This is a genomic window from uncultured Maribacter sp. (genome assembly GCF_947500405.1).
GTDB lineage: Bacteria > Bacteroidota > Bacteroidia > Flavobacteriales > Flavobacteriaceae > Maribacter_B.
In genome coordinates this window covers 143,742-159,702 of record NZ_CANMRY010000008.1, presented here as the reverse complement: position 1 = coordinate 159,702, position 15,961 = coordinate 143,742, and the positions used below count along the sequence as shown (strand labels likewise).

18 protein-coding genes and 1 other RNA gene are annotated in these 15,961 nt (G+C 31.7%); 9 read left to right on the top strand and 10 right to left on the bottom strand.

Annotation, left to right across the window (positions count from 1 at the left end; translation table 11 throughout):
* The first annotated feature begins 6 nt into the window (after positions 1-6).
* On the top strand, positions 7-900 hold the full coding sequence (locus Q0945_RS12325; RefSeq protein ID WP_299434963.1) for a rod shape-determining protein: 894 nt from the start codon (positions 7-9) through the stop codon (positions 898-900).
* Between the two features lie 2 nt (positions 901-902).
* On the opposite strand, the gene Q0945_RS12320 is transcribed toward Q0945_RS12325, so the two are convergent.
* Positions 903-1,484 carry a tRNA-(ms[2]io[6]A)-hydroxylase gene (locus tag Q0945_RS12320; RefSeq protein ID WP_299434961.1) on the bottom strand — a complete coding sequence of 194 codons (582 nt, stop codon included), beginning with the start codon at positions 1,482-1,484 and terminating at the stop codon, positions 903-905.
* 221 nt (positions 1,485-1,705) lie between these two features.
* Positions 1,706-3,496 carry a DNA polymerase III subunit gamma/tau gene (locus tag Q0945_RS12315; protein ID WP_299434959.1) on the bottom strand — a complete coding sequence of 597 codons (1,791 nt, stop codon included), beginning with the start codon at positions 3,494-3,496 and terminating at the stop codon, positions 1,706-1,708.
* 135 nt (positions 3,497-3,631) lie between these two features.
* Here Q0945_RS12315 and rnpB point away from each other — a divergent pair.
* Positions 3,632-3,942, top strand: an RNA gene (rnpB, locus tag Q0945_RS12310) — RNase P RNA component class A.
* A gap of 485 nt (positions 3,943-4,427) precedes the next feature.
* Here the strand turns inward: rnpB and Q0945_RS12305 are convergent.
* From Q0945_RS12305 to Q0945_RS12295, 3 genes are read right to left on the bottom strand one after another with little or no spacing between them, the layout of a single operon-like run.
* A complete protein-coding gene (locus tag Q0945_RS12305) occupies positions 4,428-4,973 on the bottom strand; it encodes an RsmD family RNA methyltransferase (protein WP_299434957.1) in 546 nt (181 codons plus the stop codon).
* On the bottom strand, positions 4,973-5,803 hold the full coding sequence (locus Q0945_RS12300) for a DUF3822 family protein (protein WP_299434955.1): 831 nt from the start codon (positions 5,801-5,803) through the stop codon (positions 4,973-4,975). The genes Q0945_RS12305 and Q0945_RS12300 overlap by 1 nt, the downstream gene beginning before the upstream one ends.
* Entirely contained in the window at positions 5,784-6,431 is a 648-nt protein-coding gene (locus Q0945_RS12295) for a hypothetical protein (RefSeq protein ID WP_299434953.1), read from the bottom strand. The genes Q0945_RS12300 and Q0945_RS12295 overlap by 20 nt, the downstream gene beginning before the upstream one ends.
* A gap of 101 nt (positions 6,432-6,532) precedes the next feature.
* Between Q0945_RS12295 and Q0945_RS12290 the strand changes: the two genes are divergently transcribed.
* From Q0945_RS12290 to Q0945_RS12260, 7 genes are read left to right on the top strand one after another with little or no spacing between them, the layout of a single operon-like run.
* On the top strand, positions 6,533-7,966 hold the full coding sequence (locus Q0945_RS12290) for an AAA family ATPase (protein ID WP_299434951.1): 1,434 nt from the start codon (positions 6,533-6,535) through the stop codon (positions 7,964-7,966).
* Positions 7,967-7,977: 11 nt separating this feature from the next.
* Positions 7,978-8,544 carry a DUF4126 domain-containing protein gene (locus Q0945_RS12285; RefSeq protein WP_299434949.1) on the top strand — a complete coding sequence of 189 codons (567 nt, stop codon included), beginning with the start codon at positions 7,978-7,980 and terminating at the stop codon, positions 8,542-8,544.
* 31 nt (positions 8,545-8,575) lie between these two features.
* Entirely contained in the window at positions 8,576-9,289 is a 714-nt protein-coding gene (gene kdsB / locus Q0945_RS12280; RefSeq protein ID WP_299435005.1) for a 3-deoxy-manno-octulosonate cytidylyltransferase, read from the top strand.
* On the top strand, positions 9,280-9,978 hold the full coding sequence (locus Q0945_RS12275) for an HAD family hydrolase (RefSeq protein WP_299434947.1): 699 nt from the start codon (positions 9,280-9,282) through the stop codon (positions 9,976-9,978). Before kdsB ends, Q0945_RS12275 begins: the two co-directional genes overlap by 10 nt.
* Positions 9,978-10,601 (top strand): CatA-like O-acetyltransferase, encoded by a 624-nt coding sequence (locus Q0945_RS12270; protein WP_299434945.1) that lies wholly within the window; start codon positions 9,978-9,980, stop codon positions 10,599-10,601. Before Q0945_RS12275 ends, Q0945_RS12270 begins: the two co-directional genes overlap by 1 nt.
* Positions 10,602-10,607: 6 nt before the next feature.
* Positions 10,608-11,684 (top strand): iron-containing alcohol dehydrogenase family protein, encoded by a 1,077-nt coding sequence (locus Q0945_RS12265; RefSeq protein WP_299434943.1) that lies wholly within the window; start codon positions 10,608-10,610, stop codon positions 11,682-11,684.
* A 44-nt stretch (positions 11,685-11,728) separates the two neighbouring features.
* Positions 11,729-12,268, top strand: a complete 540-nt coding sequence (locus Q0945_RS12260; RefSeq protein ID WP_299434941.1) for a 1-acyl-sn-glycerol-3-phosphate acyltransferase — start codon at positions 11,729-11,731, stop codon at positions 12,266-12,268.
* Here Q0945_RS12260 and Q0945_RS12255 read toward each other — a convergent pair.
* From Q0945_RS12255 to gcvT, 5 genes are all read right to left on the bottom strand, one after another.
* Positions 12,265-12,768 (bottom strand): hypothetical protein, encoded by a 504-nt coding sequence (locus Q0945_RS12255; protein ID WP_299434939.1) that lies wholly within the window; start codon positions 12,766-12,768, stop codon positions 12,265-12,267. The genes Q0945_RS12260 and Q0945_RS12255 overlap by 4 nt on opposite strands.
* 105 nt (positions 12,769-12,873) lie before the next feature.
* The gene (locus Q0945_RS12250; RefSeq protein WP_298477157.1) at positions 12,874-13,584 is read right to left on the bottom strand and encodes a YebC/PmpR family DNA-binding transcriptional regulator; all 711 of its coding nucleotides are present in this window, start codon (positions 13,582-13,584) and stop codon (positions 12,874-12,876) included.
* A gap of 75 nt (positions 13,585-13,659) precedes the next feature.
* A complete protein-coding gene (locus Q0945_RS12245) occupies positions 13,660-13,947 on the bottom strand; it encodes a 4a-hydroxytetrahydrobiopterin dehydratase (protein ID WP_299434937.1) in 288 nt (95 codons plus the stop codon).
* Positions 13,948-13,966: 19 nt separating this feature from the next.
* Positions 13,967-14,788, bottom strand: coding sequence for a sugar nucleotide-binding protein (locus tag Q0945_RS12240; protein WP_299434935.1), 822 nt, complete (start codon positions 14,786-14,788; stop codon positions 13,967-13,969).
* A gap of 4 nt (positions 14,789-14,792) precedes the next feature.
* Positions 14,793-15,878: a glycine cleavage system aminomethyltransferase GcvT gene (gene gcvT / locus Q0945_RS12235; protein ID WP_299434933.1), complete on the bottom strand. Its 1,086-nt coding sequence runs from the start codon at positions 15,876-15,878 to the stop codon at positions 14,793-14,795.
* Between the last annotated feature and the right edge of the window lie 83 nt (positions 15,879-15,961).

Below are 15,961 nucleotides of genomic sequence, written 5' to 3'. Positions count from 1 at the left end.
AGGAATTTGAAAGTAAGAAAATTTGCAGCAATAGATATTGGTTCTAATGCAATACGTTTGTTAACACATAACGTAATAGAACAGGAAGGAAAAAAAACACAGTTTAGAAAAAGTGCTTTAGTGCGTGTGCCTGTGCGTTTGGGAGAAGATTCTTTTACAAAAGGGAAAATATCTGAAAAGAATAAAACTAGAATGCTAAAATCTATGAAAGCTTTTAAGCTTTTAATGGAGGTTGCAGGAGTAGAAGATTATAGGGCTTGTGCTACATCTGCAATGAGAGAGGCAAGTAATGGTGCAGAGATTATTGAAAAAATAGCAAATGAAGCTGGTGTTACTATAGATTTAATTAACGGAAAACAAGAAGCCGCTATTATTGCCTCTACAGATTTAAAAAACTTAATTAAGGAGGATCAGTCTTATCTATATATAGATGTTGGTGGTGGTAGTACAGAATTTACCATATTTACTAATGGTAAAATAAAAATATCTAAATCATTTAAATTGGGTACTGTACGTTTGTTAAAAGATATAGTAAAGCAAGAAGTTTGGGATAATCTTAAAAAATGGATAGAAACTAATACAAATGGCTTAGAAAAACTTTCTATTATTGGGTCAGGAGGAAATATTAATAAGTTGCATAAAATGTCTGGTAGAAAAGAAGGTCAAGCACTTTCTTATATATGGCTTAATGCGCAATATAAGTTTTTAGATAGTTTAAGTTATGATGATCGTGTTTCCGAGCTTGGTTTAAATCCAGACCGTGCAGATGTTATTATACCAGCAACACGTATTTTTCTTTCCGCTGCAAAATGGAGTGCTTCTAAAAAAATATATGTTCCTAAAATTGGACTTTCAGACGGAATAATAAAAACACTTTATTATTCTAAAAATAAAGATTAAACCTAACCGTGAATCGTTTCTTTTTTACTTAGATTTTTCATGATTTGTGCCTCATAAGTTAATAAATCTTGCCATTTTTTATTAACTTCTTCGGTGTCTCCATATTGCCTTGCAAATTGTAAGAACATAGTATAGTGACTAGCTTCGCTTACCATTAGTTTACGGTAAAATTCAGCAAGGTCTTTATCCTCTAATTGTTCTGATAATAGTCTAAAACGTTCACAGCTACGCGCTTCAATAAGGGCGGCATATAATAACCTGTGTATTAATTGTGTAGTTCTACTTCCTCCTTTTGGAAAAAACTTAAGTAACGCAATAACATAATAATCTTTACGATCTCTGCCCAATGTTTTTCCACGAGCAATTATGCGGTCATGAACCATTTTAAAATGTCCCATTTCTTCTCTAGAAAGGGCAATCATTTCTTGAGTAAGTTCCGTAAATTCAGGAAAAGAAACTATCAAGGAAATGGCTGTACTTGCCGCTTTTTGCTCACAATAAGCATGATCAGTAAGTATTTCGTCAATATTTTTTTCTACAATATTTACCCATCTTGGGTCTGTTGGTAGTTTAAGTCCTAGCATAATATAAAATCAAATCAAATCAAATGTACAAGGAAACATAATCACATCAAAATAGTATCTATGAAAGGTATAGTACATTTTACTTTTTTATTAGTATCCAGAGAAATTTGAAGGTTTTAAATGCTGGAGATATTAAAATTGTTGAAAAGGCTAAAGAAACTTTTGCATTGTTTTTTATGGGTATAATGTTTGCTATATTTACTGTTAGAGCTAAGAAGAAATTAGGTTAAATCCATGTCAAACTCTTTTCTAAGTAAATCTATCACAGGGTTTTTTTGTCTTAGTTTCTCGTATTTTTCTTCTGGTGTAAATGCAAACTTAGTTTCTGTAGTTTCATTTACTTTAATTTTTAACTCTAAAAAGTAATTATTTAGTTGCTTTTTTAGAAATTCCATAAGTTCATATTGTTCCCGCTCTACTTCTTTTCTCATAGTATCATTAGGGAGTTCTATATGTATGGTGGTCTCATTTTTAAGTTTTGGAATATCTGCATTAAGGTTAGATGCTAGTATTTTTTGCCCTTTAGCATCAATCACATTAACAAATTCTACCCATAGTTTCTGTAATTTTTCTTCGGATACAATATCTTTAGGAAGTTTAGATTCATCAACTACGAGTTCTTTTTTATTTAACTCATGTTCTTTTTTGGCTTTAAGGCTAGATATAGATAAGCCAGAAACTCTTTTTATAGGATTTTTTAAATCTATTTTTTTTGGAGCAGGAGCTTCTTTAGTAATTGTGTTGGTTATAGGTGCTTTGGTTTCAGGAATAGAAACTGTATTTTGGGGCGTGGCAGCTGCTTTTGGTTCTTCTGCAATTGGAATTGGTTTGCTGTTTTCTGTTTTTATAGTATTGGTAGAAGTCTTCTCTTTTTTAGAATGATAAAAAGAAGCAGGGGCAATAAACGCAATAGTTTTATTTTGTAATGCTACGGATTCAGGATTTTTTTTTTCTCCATCAAAATTGATAGAGGATAACTTCATTAAAGTAAGTTCTACAAGTAATCGCTGGTTTTTACTAGTTTTATACTTTAAATCACAATCATTAGCAATGTCTAATGCTTGAAGTAAAAAAGAATCCGATGTTTTTTTCGCTTGTTCTTGGTATTTCTTTTTTGTAACCTCTCCAACTTCTAATAAAGATATAGTCTCTTGGTGTTGGCATACCATTAAATCTCTAAAATGCGAAGCTAAACCACTTATAAAATGGTGCCCATCAAAACCTAAAGAAAGTGTTTTATTAAATAGAATTAAGGCTTGTGGGATATTATGGTCTAATATATAATCTGTAGCAGAAAAATACGTGTCATAATCTAATACATTTAAATTTTCTGTAACGGCTTTTCTTGTAAGGGTTTTTCCAGAAAAACTTACTACACGGTCAAAAATAGAAAGTGCATCTCGCATGGCGCCGTCTGCTTTTTGCGCAATAATATGTAATGCTTCTTCTTCTGCTTCAATACCCTGATTTTCCGCTATGTATTTTAAATATTCCGTTGCATCTTTTACCGTTATACGTTTAAAATCAAATATTTGGCAACGAGATAAAATAGTTGGTATTATTTTATGTTTCTCTGTAGTTGCTAAAATAAAGATAGCATGTTTAGGAGGCTCTTCTAAAGTTTTAAGAAAAGCATTAAAGGCAGATTGCGTTAGCATGTGTACCTCATCAATAATATATACTTTATACTTTCCAACTTGTGGCGGTATACGCACTTGGTCTATAAGACTACGAATATCATCTACAGAGTTGTTAGATGCAGCATCTAACTCAAAAATATTAAAAGCAAAATCTTCATCAGAATTTTGAGAATCATCTTGGTTTATTTGCTTTGCTAATATTCTGGCGCAAGTTGTTTTACCAACACCACGGGGCCCACAAAAAAGTAACGCTTGTGCTAAATGATTACTCTTAATAGCATTTAGCAAAGTATTGGTTATAGCTTGTTGGCCAACAACATCTTTAAATGTTTTGGGTCTATACTTACGTGCCGATACTATAAATGGTTCCAAATACGATTACTTTTTAATATAAATCACTACTCTAAAAATGAAGTGATATACAAATATAAAAATAGCTAAAGATTTTGCACTTTATTTAAGTAATAATAGCTACATATTTATCAACAATTAAGTTACATTTGTGCCCGAGCAGGTCTCCTTATCGCTGTTCGCTATAAGCGAAGAGAGGAAAGTCCGGACACCATAGTGCAGTATAGCGGGTAACACCCGTCTCCCTTTTTGGGACGGACAAGTGCAACAGAAAGTATGTACAGGTAATGCTGTAGTGAAACCAGGTAAACTCTATACGGTGAAACGTCACGTAAATCAGTGCTTGAGGGTAGCACGTCCAAGCTGAAGGGTAGGCGGTTAGAGCTATTGGGTAACTAATAGTCTAGATAAATGATAAGGATTTGTTTTTAACAAAGACAGAATCCGGCTTATGACCTGCTTTTTTTATTCTGTTAGTATTGTAGTTTTATGCTTTATTTTAAAATTACAAGAATTAGTTAACGCATTTCATTAGCTTTTTCATGTAAATTAATAGCTTTGTCTTTGTCAGAGCTATTTGTTATGGTAATTACAGGGTTTAATGTTGCTCTAGTGAATTTTCTTTACGCCGCCATTGGGGCTTTCTTCCATGTAACCAGTTACATTATCTTTATAAGAGATTATAATAATGTTATTGGTAGCGCATAAGTGTAAATGCCAAAGGGTATGACAAGATGAAATTGAAGATAACAAAAAGTATTCAGGGTTGAGTTTTGTTTTATCTCCTAAAAAAGAAGGGTCAGAAGAGCCAATTATTTCTGTGTATTTTCCTTCCCAGCTTATAGAATGATTCCTGTTGTGCGTCTTGTAGTTTTTTGTTCCTGTGCCTTCATTTCCAGTCCAAACAGTTTTTATTTTATAATGATGTTTTTCATAGCAAAGGGTGTATTATTTAATCCGGATTTTGTTCAAAAAAACTAAATACGCTTCCCCCGTATTTTCTTTGGTTTGTAAAATGCTCTAAATTAGATAAATCAGTATGTTTAGAATGTTCTACAATTAATACTCCATTATCTAATAATAAATTGTTTTTAAAAACCAATTCTGGAATTTTAGAAAAATCTTCAATAGATAAATCATAGGGAGGATCTGCAAAAATAACAGTGCTTTTTTTGGCAGCTTTTTCTAAATATTGAAAAACATCAGTCTTTATTGTATCTATAGTAAACTCTAATTCTTTTGAAATTTTATCAATGTATTGTACACAACTGTAATTAGTATCTACTGCTGTTAATTGTGTGGTTCCTCTAGATGCAAATTCAAAACTAATGTTGCCAGTTCCAGAAAATAAATCTAATACCACTAAGTCTTCTAAATAATATAAGTTATTTAGTATATTAAATAGTGCTTCTTTAGCCATGTCTGTAGTTGGCCTTACGGGTAATTTTTTAGGAGCTTGTAAATATCTTCCTTTGTGTTTTCCAGAAATTATTCGCATTATAAAGCATTTAAAACTGTAAAATCGATAGTATCAGAATTAGATTCAGCTATTGGATGATACGTATTTTTTGGGATAAAAATGGTTATATTCTTTATGTATTTATAGCTTATATCATATAAATTATCCCCTTCTTCTATAGCGCCAAAAAGTTTTAATGGTATTGTTTCAGGGGCTAAATTTAATTGTTCTAAAGTAAAAAGAATATAGTATATAAAATCTTCTTTAGAGTTAAAGTTAAAAGAGTTATGTAGTATTATTTTTTTGTTTTTAAGGATAGTTATATCCATATGTTTTTCAGAAACATGAATATAGCAAATAGTTCCTTTAGAGATGTTAGAGAGTCCTAAAAGCGTTTGTATCATTACAGAACTATTATGCTTATAAGTAAATTCTCCAAAAAGGTCATATATGTAATTGTTAATGTTAACAAAAGGAACATAAACAGTTATCATATCATGATTTTCTATTTCATCATAAGCTAAAAGATCTGTGGCAAGAATTTTAGAATTAAAGTTTATGTAGCTTTCTAGTTCGTTAGGATTAAATAATGCCTTAGGAACCAAACTATATAATAGGTTTTTATGTATAACTATAACCTCAGAAAATTTTTGGATGGTTATGTTATTTTCTTCTAAAACAGGTTTTAGTTCTTTTACTAAATCGTAAGGGTTTACTTCTTCTTTAAAAAATAAACTTTTAGAGGCAATGATTTTATTGCTAATTGTATCTACAATACAAAAAGAAAGTCCATTCAAACTAATTTGAATGGACAATTTTTTATAATCGTTATCTACGATGTTAGTAATATTATTCGTTCTTTTTGTCATAAATAGGAGGCCAGTTACCACTTGTGCTAACTTCGTCTAGAGAACCAACTTTAATTGTACTACCATTAACTTCTTCAACACTTGCGTGAGCATTTTCACGTTCTAAAAGCGTTTTAGGTTGGTCATATAATACGACGCTTTTTTCAACTTTTGCTTCAAAAACAGGAGCTTTGTAGCCACTCTTTTCTATAACAGAAGATTTCATAGTAAATTTTTCACCATTTGGAGCACCAGGAACATTCATCATAGTTTTGTAACGGTCATCCTTCTTGAATAAAGAATCTTTTACAGATACAAATCCTAGAGTATCAATAATTTTCACTTCTTTTAGTACATCAATTTGATAAGTTTCATCAAACTGCATGAAAGAAGAATCTCTTTGTTGTGTTATTGTATATTTTCCTCTTTCTACAAAATCAATAAGACCTTTAAAGTCATTTGCGTACTTTCCAGTTACAGTTTTATAGGCTTCTTGTGAATTTTTAATGTCTTTTAATTTAGCAACAACTTTTGCAAAACGTTCTTGTTTTACTTTTTTAAATTCGATTGGTCCGTTAACTGATTGGTAAATAGCATATCCTAAACCGATGCACGCAATCCAAAGTACAATTTGTATTATGGTCTTCATTTTATATGTGTTAATTATATTTAGTGGTTCTCACAAATCTACAATTTTTTTTTAATCGTAAAAGGTTTTCTAGAAAAAATCCTGATTATATTTGATGTTATATGAAATCTATTACTGATGCATCCTTTTTTAACTTACTAAAATCTAAGTTTCCACATGAACCTACATTAAAACAAATTGTAGCTCTACAAAAACTAGCTACTTATATATTATCTAAGGAAAAAGAACAAGTCTTTTTGTTAAAAGGTTTTGCAGGAACTGGTAAAACAACTTTAATAGGAACTATGGTAAGTTGTTTGTGGCAAGTAGGTAGTAAAGCTGTTCTGATGGCTCCTACTGGTAGAGCTGCTAAGGTCATGTCTAACTATTCTAATACAAAAGCTTTTACCATACACAGGAAAATCTATTTTCCTAAAAAGCAAAGTGGAGGAGGCGTGCAGTTTGTTATGGCACCTAATAAACATAGGAATACAATATTTATTGTAGATGAAGCCTCTATGATACCAGATAGGCCAGCAGATTCTAAATTATTTGAAAACGGTTCTTTGTTAGATGATTTAATACAATTTGTGTATTCTGGTAATAATTGTAAACTTATATTAATAGGAGACACAGCGCAGTTACCACCAGTACATTTAAGTTTAAGTCCTGCTTTAGATGAAGATAAACTTGCTTTAAACTATAATAAAGATGTTGTTAAGTTAGAGCTAGATGAGGTAGTAAGGCAGGCAGAAGATTCCGGTATATTAGTTAATGCTACATTACTTAGGGAAGAGTTGCAAGGTTCTTTTTACGATACATTTAAATTTAATGTTGAGCCATTTAAAGATATAGTAAGGTTACAAGATGGTTATGAAATTCAGGAAGCTATAGATACCTCTTACTCTGAAAATGGAAAAGAAGAAACTGCATTTATAGTAAGGTCTAATAAAAGAGCAAATCTTTATAATGAAAATATAAGAAGTAGAATTTTATTCTTAGAAAATGAACTTGCGGTTGGCGATTATATGATGGTGGTTAAGAATAACTACTTTTGGTTAAAGCCAGAATCTGAAGCTGGTTTTATTGCTAATGGTGATATTATTGAGGTTCTAGAGATTTTTAGGTTTAAAGAAATTTATGGCTTCAAATTTGCAGAGGTAAAAGTAACTATGGTAGATTATCCTAACCAAAAACCTTTTGAGACAGTATTGTTACTAGACACTATTAGTGCAGAGTCTCCTTCACTGTCTTATGAAGATGGGAACAAACTGTACCAAGAAGTAATGAAAGATTATGAGCAAGAATCTTCAAAGTATAAGAAATTTTTAGCCGTTAAGAATAATAAGTTTTTTAATGCTTTACAGGTAAAGTTTTCTTATGCTATAACTTGTCATAAATCTCAAGGAGGGCAATGGAATACTGTTTTTGTAGAACAGCCATATATGCCAAACGGAATAGATAGAGAGTATTTAAGGTGGTTATATACCGCAGTAACTAGAGCAAAAAAACAATTATATTTAATTGGTTTTAAGAACGATTTTTTTGAAAATTAAGAAAATAAAAAATGACAACAGAAACAATTTTAAGTGTATTTCTTGGAGTAGGTTTAGCAGCATCTGTAGGATTTAGAGTATTCTTACCTTTGTTTGCTTTAAGTTTAGCTTCGTACTTTAATATTTGGGAACTAAATAATAGCTGGGAATGGATTGGTAGTTTAGCTGCTGTTGTTACACTAGGAGTAGCAACCTTAGTAGAACTGTTTGCTTATTTTATTCCTTGGATAGATAATCTTTTAGATAGTTTTGCAGTACCTTTGGCAGCTATTGCTGGTACAGCAGTTATGGTGTCTACCGTAGCTAATTTAGACCCTGTAGTAACATGGTCTTTAGCAATAATTGCAGGAGGTGGTACGGCAACAGCAATAAAAGGTGCAGGGGCAACAACTCGTTTGGCTTCTACTGCAACTACAGGAGGGTTGGCTAATCCTGTTGTAGCAACAATAGAAACAGGAACAGCTGTAGCAGTTACTGCGGCTTCCATTTTTGCTCCAATACTAGCAGCAGTTTTAGTAATAATAATTTTGGTAATAATATTTTCAATTTATAGAAAATTAAGACCAAAAAGTAATTAATATAATAAGCAATAGCGTGAAAGTAATAGCAATGATTCCGGCTCGTTATGCCGCTTCTAGATTCCCTGCAAAATTAATGCAAGACCTTGCTGGAAAACCAGTAATACTTAGAACTTATGAAGCTGCAGTACACACAAACTTATTTGATGAGGTTTATGTGGTAACAGATAGTGACGTTATCTATGAAACCATAGAAAAAGCTGGCGGTAATGTTATAAAAAGCATTAAAGAACATGATTGTGGAAGTGATCGTATAGCAGAAGCTGTAGAAAATTTAGAGGTAGATATTATTGTTAATGTACAAGGCGACGAGCCTTTTACAGATAGAGAAAGTTTAGCTGCTGTTTTAGAAGTTTTTAAAAACGACCCTGATAAAGAGATAGATTTAGCATCTTTAATGGTTAAAATTACTGATTTAGAAGAAATAAGTAATCCAAATACAGTAAAGGTAATAGTAAATAAAGAAAATTTTGCATTGTATTTTTCTCGCTCTCCTATTCCTTACCCTAGAGATACAAATGTAGATAGCGTTTACTATAAGCATAAAGGAATTTATGCTTTTAGAAAAAGTGCTTTAATGGATTTTCAACGCTTACCTATGTTAATGTTAGAGGCTGTTGAGAAAATAGAAGCTATTCGTTATTTAGAATATGGGAAAACAATAAAAATGGTTGAAACATCTGTAAGCGGAATAGAAATAGATACTCCTGAAGATTTAAAAAGAGCAAGAGCAGAATGGAAGTAGATTACAGTAATATAAAAGTTATTGGTTTTGATGCAGATGATACACTTTGGGTAAATGAAACCTATTTTAGGCAAGCTGAAGAAGAATTTGCAAGTCTGTTAGATGGCTATGAAACCAAAAATAAAATAGACCAAGAATTGTTTAAAATGGAAATTAAAAACCTTCATTTATACGGTTATGGTATAAAAGGTTTTACATTGTCTATGGTAGAATCTGCTATGGATTTATCCAACAATAATATACCTCAAAAAGTTATTAATCAAATTCTAGATATAGGAAAAAGAATGATAACGCAACCAGTAGAGTTGTTAGATGGTATAGAAGAGGTACTAGAAACTTTACAAAGTAAGTATAGGCTAATTGTTTTAACAAAAGGTGATTTGTTAGACCAAGAGAGAAAAGTAGAACGTTCTGGTTTAGAAAAGTACTTTCATCATGTAGAGGTGTTAAGTGATAAAAAAGAAAAGAATTATCAAAATTTATTAGAGCATTTAGAAATAGATGTGTCTGAGTTTTTAATGATTGGAAACTCTTTAAAATCGGATGTTTTGCCGTTAGTAAATATTGGAGCAAAAGCGGTTCACGTTCCTTTTCATACCACTTGGGAACATGAAACTGTTAAAGAAGGAGAGGATAATGGAGATTATCTTAAATTAAATTCAATAAAAGATATTTTAAACTATTTGTAATGCATTATCTAGATATTGATGCTTGGGAAAGGAAGCAGCATTTCGAGTTTTTTAACACCTTTGCAGACCCATATTTTGCTGTGACTGCAGCTGTAGATGTAACTAGTTCTTATGCCTATGCTAAAAAAAATAGACTTAACTTTTTTTCAGTGTATTTACATGCATGCATGACGGCAATAAATCAGGTTGAAAATTTTAAGTATAGAATTGAAGAAGATAAGGTGGTAGTGTATAATACAATACATGCGTCTGCAACCATGATGAGGCCCAATAAAACATTCGGATTTTCATTTATAAATTATGATGAAGATGTAAAAGTTTTTGAAAAAAATCTAAAAAAGGAAAAAGAAAGAATATATAATTCAAATTCACTTTTTCCTCCTCAAAATTCTCAAGATTGTATTTACTGTTCCGCTTTGCCATGGGTAAATTTTACAGGGCATAAAGAGCCTGTTAACGGAGGTAAAGAATCTGTTCCTAAATTAGCTTTCGCTAAAATAGAAGCGAACAAAGAAAAATTAAGTATGCAAGTATCTGTAAGTGTAAATCATGCTTTGATAGATGGCTATCACGTAGGTCTTTTTTATGAAAAATTTCAGGAAGCTTTAAATCAAAATAAATAGCAGTATATGAAGTTTAAAAATTTTCCAATGGTTCCAAGAGTAATCTTTGGTGCAGGTAGTTTTAAACAACTAGGAGAAATACTATTATCAAAACGTAAAAGTTCAGAAACTCCAGTTATTTATTTGATAGATGCAATTTTTGAAAATCAAGAATTGTCTAAACAAATTCCAGTTTTATTTAGTGACCAAATAATCTATGTTTCTACCGAAGAAGAACCTAAGACAGAGCAGGTAGATGCATTAGTTTCTTTGCTAAAGACTAATTATTCAGAATTGCCAGCGGCAATTGTTGGTATTGGTGGAGGCTCTATTTTAGATTTAGCAAAAGCGGTGTCTATTATGCTTACTAATAATGGAAAATCGGAAGAATATCAAGGTTGGGATTTAGTTAAAAACCCCGCAATATACCACGTAGGTGTACCAACACTTAGTGGAACAGGGGCAGAAGTTTCTAGAACAGCAGTACTTTCTGGTCCCAAAAAAAAATTAGGAATTAATTCCGACTATACACCTTTTGACCAAGTTGTCTTAGATCCAGATTTAACCATAAACGTAGAAAAAAACCAATGGTTTTATACAGGTATGGATTGTTTTATTCATTGTATAGAGTCTTTAAATGGTACATATTTAAATGCTTTTAGCCAATCTTATGGCGAAAAAGCATTAGATTTATGTAAAGAGGTTTTTCTGGAGGAATTAGACGAAGCTAGTTCAAGAGATAAATTAATGATGGCTTCTTGGCATGGAGGTATGAGTATTGCCTACTCGCAAGTAGGGGTTGCACATGCAATTAGTTATGGTTTGTCTCATGTGTTGGGTGTTAAACACGGTATTGGTAATTGTCTTGTTTTTCAATACTTAGAAGAATTTTACCCAGAAGGTGTTGCTTTATTTTCTAAAATGATGAATAAGCATAATATTGTTTTACCAAAAGGAATTTGTAAAGATTTGTCGGATGACCAATTTAATACCATGATAGAGGTAGCTATGGCAATGACACCTTTATGGGAAAATGCTTTGGGTGCAAACTGGCAAGACACAATTACGGAAAGCAAACTTAGGTCTATTTATAAAAAGGTATAGCAGTCTTTAGGTTTATTAAGACAAAATAATTCTAATTTTTTTTGATGCACAAAATTGCAAAATTCATTTACTTTAAACTTTTAGGGTGGAAAACTGTTGGAGATTTTCCTCAGGTGAAAAAGTGTGTTATTGCTGTGGTGCCACATACCAGTTGGGTAGATTTCTTTCTTGGACTCCTTATTCGAAAAGTATGGAATGAAGAGATTAATTATGTAGGTAAGAAAGCCTTATTTAAGCCACCTTTTGGATGGTTTTTTAGATGGACAGGTGGTGCTCCGGTAGATAGGAGTAAGAATAATAATATGGTTAGTGCCACTGCTGCGGTATTTAAAACTAGAAAAAAGTTTAGATTAACCTTAGCTCCGGAAGGTACACGAAAAAAAGTAACAGAATGGAAAACAGGATTTTACTATATAGCAATAGAAGCAAAAGTTCCAATAGTATTAGTTGCTTTTGATTTTGGAAAAAAACAAGTAAAAATATCTAAACCATATACACCAACAGGAAATAAAGAAGAAGATTTTAAATCTTATGAATTGTTTTTTAAAGGAGTTAAGGGGGTGGTAGAGAAATATAGCTATTAAAACTGTTCAATTAATTTTTTTTCTGGTGTTTTCTCTTCTTTTTTAGTGTTGCCAGGAAAAACTAGATTAGTGCTAGAATAGGTAGAGCCAAAAGTAATATTGGCATTGTATACTTGTTTTATTGCATCTTCTACTTGATGCGCTGTGAGTTCTTTTAATGGGTGAATAAAAACGGACCAAATTATTTCATCACTAAGGGCGTATTTTACGTCTAAAGCAGAATGAAAATTGGCTACTAAGGAGTTTAGTATTTGTTCTTCTTCTAATTTTTTATATTCTATAATAGGAGAAATAATTCGCATTCGGTTGGCGTTTTCATCGTAAACACATACGAGCATAGTACGGTTGTATATAAACTGTATAGAGTTACCTTTTAAGTTGGTGGTATCTGCAATTTTAGTAATTATTTCTTCTAACTTTTCTGGACTCATATCCTGAGAATAGGCCTTAAAAGTAATAGCAAAAAATAGAATTGCAGATAAAAAAAACGACTTAACCATAATATTAATTTAGGATTAAGTCGTATAATTTATGAAGAGTTAACAGTAAACTCGTTTTTACTCTAATATCGCGAGTTAATGTTTCGTTGTTTTTTAATTGGTAGTTTATTCTTCCATGGTATGATATACATTCTGTACATCATCATCTTCTTCTATTTTTTCTAATAGCTTTTCAACATCTGCGGCTTGTTCCTCCGTAAGTTTTTTAGTTACTTGTGGTATACGTTCAAAACCAGAGGACAAAATTTCAATTTCTCTAGATTCTAATTCTTTTTGGATAGAACCAAAACTTTCAAAAGGAGCATAAATTAGAATTCCGTCATCATCTACAAAAACTTCTTCTGCGCCAAAATCTATTAATTCTAGTTCTAATTCTTCAGGGTCTATACCTTCTGCAGGGATTCTAAAATTACAAGTATGGTCAAACATAAATTCTACAGAACCAGAAGTTCCCATGTTGCCATTACACTTGTTAAAATAACTACGAACATTGGCTACTGTTCTGGTATTGTTATCCGTTGCAGTTTCTACTAAAATTGCAATTCCATGTGGAGCATATCCTTCAAACAAAACCACCTTAAAATCACCAAGACTTTTATCACTTGCTCTTTTTATAGCGCGTTCTACATTATCCTTAGGCATATTTACAGATTTCGCATTCTGTATAACTGCTCTTAGTTTTGCGTTTGAGTCTGGGTCTGGCCCTCCTTCTTTTACAGCCATTACAATGTCTTTACCAATACGTGTAAAAGCTTTGGACATAGCAGACCATCTTTTCATTTTACGTGCTTTTCTAAACTCAAAAGCTCTTCCCATGGTTATATTTTTTTTAAGGTATAATTACAAATTTAATAAATTTTATTGCTGTAGCAAGTACAAGAGGCTACAGGTTTATTCACTAGTAATTATTTCTTCTATGGTATGCGCAAGTTTAATATCGTTATCTGTAATACCATCAGCATCGTGCGTATTTAAGCGAATATTAAGTTTGTTGTACACATTTGTCCAATCTGGATGATGATTTTGCTTTTCGCACTCAAAAGCTATTCTAGTCATTACAGAAAAGGCGTCTTTAAAATCTTTAAATTCAAAAGTAGTTTCTATAGCTCCGTTTATATATTCCCAGCCATCTAATTTTTTTAAATTCTCTTCTATTTGAGCGTCGGTTAGTTTTTGCATTTTTTTATTTTTTATAAAGTTAGGTAATAATATGGTGGTCTATTATTTCTTGATAAGTATACTGTAAGTTCTTTGGTAGTTTGTTAGATTTTGGTAAAACGGCTAAATAACGTTCGTTATTAGTTGTAAAATTTCGTTTATAAATGGGGTTAAAAGTACCAATACGTTCTATGATTTCTTTTATGAAATCTTCATGGTGTACTAAATCTTTAGAGCCTAAATGATAAATGCCACTTTTATTTCTATTAATTAAATAATGAATTTGTTGTGTTAGCTTATCATCATTAGTAACATTAATTATAAGGTTAGGAAAAACATCAATGGGTACATTATTTAGAATGTCTGTTTTAAAATCTTTTATTCTTGTAGATGTGTTTCCAAAAACCATAGGAACTCTTAATATTGCCATTTTTTCTTTTGGCAGTCTTAAGAGCATGTTTTCAATCCTGATTTTTAAACGGCCATAAATACTTTCTGATAACGTTTTATCATTTTCATAGGATGGATATTTGCTATACGCATCAAAAACGTTGGCAGAGGATATAAATAGGAGTCTACAGTTATGCTCTTCAACATATTCTACTATATGATGATGCGCTTGTATTTGCGATGCAAAATTACCTCTAATGGCAGAAATAATTATTTGCGGTTTTATATTTTCAAGGATGGTGTATATATCATCCTCTTCCATATTATATTTAAAAAATTGTTGATTTTTTTCAAAAGACCTTCTGGCTGAATTGTAAGTGCCGTAGGTATTAAAATAGGGGTATAGCTCTTTATAAATAGCATTACCTATAAAGCCACTCCCGCCTATTATTAAAATTTTTTTTACTTCCAATAATTTATCCTTTGTAAAATGGAAGTTTAATTACCGTTGCCGGAATTGCTTTTTTACGTACTTGTATGTTTATTTTGGAGCCAACTTCAGAGAATATTTTTGGTACATAGCCTAAGCCTATCCCTTTTCCTAAAGAAGGCGACATAGTCCCTGAAGTTACAATGCCAATACTATTCCCTTGTCCGTCTACGATATCATAATCATGTCTAGGAATACCTCTTTCATCTAACTCAAAAGCAACTAATTTTCTTTTTAATCCATGTTTTTTTTCTTCCGAAAGAGCTTTGCTATTTACAAAATCTTTATTGAATTTGGTAATCCAGCCTAAGCCTGCTTCGAAAGGAGAAGTAGTGTCGTTAATATCATTACCATAAAGACAATAGCCCATTTCTAAACGTAAAGTATCTCTTGCGGCTAATCCTATTGGTTTAATGCCAAATGTAGCACCAGCTTCAAAAACGTTATCCCAAACTTGTTTTACCTCTTCATTTTTACAATAAATTTCAAATCCTCCAGACCCAGTATATCCTGTGGCAGATATAATTACATGCTCTATACCTGCAAAATCTGCAACTTTAAAATTATAAAATTTAATTTCAGATAAATCTATGCTGGTTAAGCTTTGCATAGCTTCCACCGCTTTTGGGCCTTGTATAGCTAGTAAAGAATACCCTTCCGAGATATTGCGCATATCTGCATTAAATTCTTTGTTGTATTTAGTAATATGGTCCCAATCTTTATCAATATTAGAAGCATTAACAACAAGTAAGTATTGCTCCTCTTTTATTTGATAAACAATTAAGTCGTCTACAATACCACCAGTTTCATTAGGCAAGCAGCTATATTGTGCTTTTCCAACAGAAAGTTTGGAAGCATCATTAGAAGTTACTTTCTGTATTAAGGCTAATGCATTTGGGCCAGAAATTAAAAACTCGCCCATATGTGAAACATCAAAAACGCCAACAGCCTTGCGAACGGTTTCATGTTCTATGTTTACCCCTTCATAAGAAACGGGCATATTATATCCAGCAAAAGGAACCATTTTAGCTCCTAGAGATTCGTGAATAGCAGTTAATGCAGTATTTTTCATTATTTCATAAATTTAGTCGCGCAAATTTATCGAAAATATACGGATACGCTTATTTCAACTGAATTTTTTAATAAAAATGTAAT